This window comes from Actinomadura sp. RB99, from assembly GCF_014706005.1.
GTDB lineage: Bacteria > Actinomycetota > Actinomycetes > Streptosporangiales > Streptosporangiaceae > Spirillospora.
Window position 1 is genome coordinate 1 of sequence record NZ_JABMCA010000227.1, and the last position, 511, is coordinate 511.

The following is a 511-nucleotide window of genomic DNA, read 5'->3' on the forward strand; positions in this document are numbered from 1 at the left end:
TTTCTTTACAAAAAAACTTCGACTTCGTAAAAAAGAAAAAAGAAAAAATAAGGGTGCACATTAGAAGCTAAATAAATTTTTGCTACGCACCCTTATCCTTTGGATTAGAAGCACCGCTTTATTTTTCACTTTACCTCTTGAGGTAAAAAGAAAAATATAGGGGAGGGGCTAAGTAAATTAGTTGAAGCAGATTCCTCTATTAAATCTAAAGAAAAGAAAAAAGTGTCTACATATAGGATACCTGTAGCTAAACACGCATTTAATGAATTATGATGTATCTTTATTAAACTATACATCTGTTGCTTAGATTCAAATATATATAATAAAGTAAAATCTTTAGCATCATAAACATATATCGGCACACCCCTTTCTTTACGTAATTTATCTCGCATTTCTTGACACCTATATTATCAGGCTGAACATATATTTTTTTTTGTAAGCTTTATTCTTTTTTAAATAATAACGAATAGTAGCCTCACTACAACCTAGAGCTTCGGCTGCCTTATAGTTA

1 protein-coding gene is annotated in these 511 nt (G+C 30.1%); it reads right to left on the bottom strand.

The features are described from left to right. Positions 1–125: 125 nt before the first annotated feature. Entirely contained in the window at positions 126–392 is a 267-nt protein-coding gene (locus amrb99_RS49690) for an NUMOD1 domain-containing DNA-binding protein (protein ID WP_190869064.1), read from the bottom strand. Positions 393–511 lie beyond the last annotated feature (119 nt).